The organism is Streptomyces sp. NPDC054840, from assembly GCF_053611065.1.
In genome coordinates this window covers 1-3,882 of the sequence record NZ_JBSGZP010000682.1, presented here as the reverse complement: position 1 = coordinate 3,882, position 3,882 = coordinate 1, and the positions used below count along the sequence as shown (strand labels likewise).

Genomic DNA, 3,882 nt, shown 5'->3' with positions numbered 1-3,882 from the left:
CCCGGGCGGCCCTGTCCCATGGGTGCCGCTCCGCCGGTACCTCAGGCCCCGGGTCGGCGCAGGGCACGGAAGAGGGCGGTGAGGAGGTCTTCCTCCTCCTCTTCCTCGTCGTCACGGTTCTCGTTCTGCTCCGGCCGGCCGCTCTGGTCGCTCTGGTCGGCCTCGTCGTCGCGCGACTGGTCGTCCCGGCCCGGGTCCTCCCGGTCCGCCGGCTCGAAGGAGACCGAGACGACCTCCACCCGCTGCGCCTTCTCCCCCGGCTCCAGCACCTTCTCCGCCTCGCCGTCGCAGCTGCGGTTGTCGAAGAGCACCGCCACCGACACCGTCTCGTTGCGCACTTCGATGGCGGGCTCGTCGCGGGAGGTGCGCGTCAGCACGTAGCAGGTGTCGTTGTCGGCGGGCCCGATCTGGTCTCTTCTCTCGGTGCCGGCCGCGTCGCGGTACCGGTAGTGCAGCGCGTGCCGAGGGCGCGTGCGCCGTGGTCGTCGGCCATCGACGGCCCGGCGGTGGGCAGGGCGAGCGCGAGAGCGCCGACGAACACGGCGGCGGTCGGGCGAAGACGCATGGGCGAGTCCGTTCCTCGGGTTCCGCGGACACCGGTCCGGTGGCATCCTCGGGCAGCGCAGGAGCGCTGCACTCCGCAAGAACGTTTCGGCAGACCCGGCGGCGGCGTGGTTCACCCATGAGGCCGGGCGGCGCGCACCGTGGCGCACCACCCGGCCCCACGAGGTCAGCGCAGGAGCACCCCGCCCCCCGCGTCCGCCTCCACCGGGGCCGCGACCAGGCCCAATTCCGCCGGGGTCGCCAGCAGCGGGTGCGCGGGCAGGATGCGCACCGTGTAGCCGAAGGGCCCCGTACGGTCGAGCGCCAGCGGGCCCTCGTACACCCAGCGGCCCTCCAGATCGGGCCCCGCGGCCGGCTTGAGCGGGAAGCTCCGCCCGTCCCGGATCACGTCCTGCGGGTCCACCCGGCCCCCGAAGGCCTGCACCTCGACGTCCTCCGGGGTGAGCGCGTCCAGCGCCACCTGCACGCGCAGGGTGAGGGTGGCGCCCAGTTCGGCGGTGCCGTTGACCGGAGCCGCGGCCAGCGTCTCCACGTGTTCGACGGAGACCCCCGGCCAGGCCGCCCGGACCCGCCCCTTCCACCAGGCGAGGTCACGTGCCGCCCGGGCGTCCAGGGCCCGGTGGGCGACCGCGGCCGGCGTGTACAGCCGCTCCACGTACTCCCGGACCATCCGCCCGGCGAGCACCCTCGGCCCCAGCGAGACGAGCGTGCGCCGGACCATCTCGATCCACCGCACCGGGAGCCCGGTGCCCCCGGCCCGGTCGTAGAACCGGGGCGCGACCCGGTTCTCGATCAGCTCGTAGAGGGCGCTCGCCTCCAGGTGATCGCGCCGGTCCTCGTCCGCGCCGAGCCCGTCGGCGGTCGGGATGGCCCAGCCGAAGTCCGGCTCGAACCACTCGTCCCACCAGCCGTCGAGCACGGACAGGTTGAGGCAGCCGTTGAGCGCGGCCTTCATCCCGCTCGTGCCGCACGCCTCCAGGGGCCGCAGCGGATTGTTCAGCCAGACGTCGCAGCCCGGGTAGAGCTTCTGCGCCATGGCCATGCCGTAGTCGGGCAGGAACACGATCCGGTGCCGTACCCGCGGGTCGTCCGCGAAGCGGACCAGCTCCTGCACGAGCCGCTTCCCGCCGTCGTCGGCCGGATGCGCCTTGCCCGCCACCACGATCTGTACCGGCCGCTCCGGGTCCAGCAGCAGCCTGCGCAGTCGGTCCGGGTCGCGCAGCATCAGCGTCAGCCGCTTGTACGAGGGCACGCGCCGGGCGAAGCCGATGGTCAGCACGTCGGGGTCGAGTACGGAGTCCACCCAGCCCAGCTCGGCCGCGGCGGCCCCGCGCTGGCGCCACGAGGCCCGCAGCCGGTCCCGTACCTCCTGCACCAGCTGTTCGCGCAGTACCCGGCGCAGGTCCCACACGTCCTGGTCCGGGATCTCGGCGACCGCGTCCCAGCGCGGGGAGCCGCCGACCGACAGGGCGTCCTCGGTGCGGCCCGCGCCGATCTGGCGGGCGCCGAGCCGGACTACCTCGGGGGCCACCCAGGTGGGGGCGTGCACCCCGTTGGTCACGGAGGTGATGGGCACGTCGGCCGGGTCGAAGCCGGGCCACAGCCCGGCGAACATCTCCCGGCTGACCGCGCCGTGCAGCGTGGACACCCCGTTGGCCCGCTGGGCCAGGCGCAGGCCCATCACGGCCATGTTGAACACGCCCGGGTCGCCGCCGGGATAGGTCTCGGCGCCCAGTTCCAGGATTCGCTCGACGGGCACGCCGGCCAGTTCCCCGCCCTCCCCGAAGTGCCGGGCGAGCAGGGCCCGCTCGAAGCGGTCAATCCCGGCCGGGACGGGCGTGTGCGTGGTGAACACGGTCCCGGCGCGCACCGCCTCCACGGCGGCGTCGAAGCCGAGGCCCTGCTCCCGCTCCAGTTCCCTTATGCGTTCGAGCCCGAGGAAACCGGCATGGCCCTCGTTGGTGTGGAAGACCTCGGGGTCGGGGTGGCCGGTGATCCGGCAGTACGTGCGCACCGCGCGCACACCGCCGATACCGAGCAGCATCTCCTGGAGCAGCCGGTGGTCGCTGCCGCCGCCGTAGAGACGGTCGGTCACCTCGCGGGCCGCGGCGTCGTTGTCCTCGACGTCGGAGTCCAGGAGCAGCAGCGGTACCCGGCCGACGCGGGCCTGCCAGATGTGGGCGTGCAGGGAGCGGCCGCCGGGCATGGTCAGCGAGACGCGGGCGGGGGTGCCGTCGTCCTGGCGGAGCAGGCCGAGCGGGAGTTCGTTGGGGTCGAGGACGGGATAGTGCTCCTGCTGCCAGCCGTCGCGGGAGAGCGACTGGCGGAAGTAGCCGTGGCGGTAGAGCAGGCCCACTCCGATGAGCGGGACGCCGAGGTCGCTGGCGGCCTTGAGGTGGTCCCCGGCGAGGATGCCGAGGCCGCCGGAGTATTGCGGCAGGGCGGCGGTGATGCCGAATTCGGGAGAGAAATAGGCGATGGCGGCGGGCAGTTCCGCGCCGTTCTCCTGGCTCTGGTACCACCTCCCGCCGTTCACGTAGTCATCGAGGTCGGCGGCGGCGACGGCGAGCCGGCGCAGGAACCGGCGGTCCGCGGCCAGTTCGGCGAGCCGGGCCGCGGAGACGGAGCCGAGCAGCCGGACGGGATCGCCGCCGGCGGCCTGCCAGCCTTCGGGGTCGACGGATTGGAAGAGTTCACGGGTCTCGGAATGCCACGACCAGCGCAGATTGCGCGCGAGGCCGGTGAGTGGCAGCAGGGGTTCCGGGAGGACGGGGCGCACGGTGAATCGACGGATAGCCTTCACACGTTCCACCTTCGCAGGGGATTGCGGATCGGAGCGGGCTCACCACGCTGTGCACCCGCGCATCACCCCCGGAAGGCTAGCGAGGACGGGCCTCCTCCAACAGGTCACCCAGGTCCGGTCGCGGTGCCGGCGGCAGCGCGGAGCGGTCCGTCATGCGCGGCGGGACGGGCGCGGCACGACGAGCAGGGGCCGCTCCACGAACCGGCCGAGCCGCAGCAGCCCGCGCTCGGCTCGAACTCCCGTGCGTGTCACGCAGATCCGTGCGGGTGCCGGCGTCGGCGTCCAGGAGGTCGAGGTGGCGCGGGTCCCCGTGCCCCGGGGCGGCGGAGCTGCTCGGCTCGGGCCGGCGGATCTCGGCGCCGGACACGGTGCCGTTCGCGCTGTGGTGCGCCGCCGGGGAGCCGGACGACGTGGCCGAGGCGCTGTGGCGCACGCTGGAGGGCTGGGGCGACCGCGACACCACGTGCGCGATCGTCGGCGGTGTGGTGGCCGCCCGCGCGGGCCTGTCCGGTGTC

General features: G+C 73.9%; 3 protein-coding genes. 1 reads left to right on the top strand and 2 read right to left on the bottom strand.

Annotation, left to right across the window (positions count from 1 at the left end; all coding sequences use genetic code 11):
• Nucleotides 1-41 precede the first annotated feature (41 nt).
• Both ACWGIU_RS32145 and glgP read right to left on the bottom strand, forming a co-directional pair.
• Nucleotides 42-377 (bottom strand): hypothetical protein, encoded by a 336-nt coding sequence (locus ACWGIU_RS32145; protein ID WP_453711635.1) that lies wholly within the window; start codon nt 375-377, stop codon nt 42-44.
• Nucleotides 378-730: 353 nt separating this feature from the next.
• On the bottom strand, nt 731-3,367 hold the full coding sequence (gene glgP, locus ACWGIU_RS32140) for an alpha-glucan family phosphorylase (RefSeq protein ID WP_453711634.1): 2,637 nt from the start codon (nt 3,365-3,367) through the stop codon (nt 731-733).
• A 245-nt stretch (nt 3,368-3,612) separates the two neighbouring features.
• Here glgP and ACWGIU_RS32135 point away from each other — a divergent pair.
• Nucleotides 3,613-3,882: ADP-ribosylglycohydrolase family protein (locus ACWGIU_RS32135; RefSeq protein ID WP_453711633.1), on the top strand; the 270-nt coding region annotated here is incomplete at its 3' end.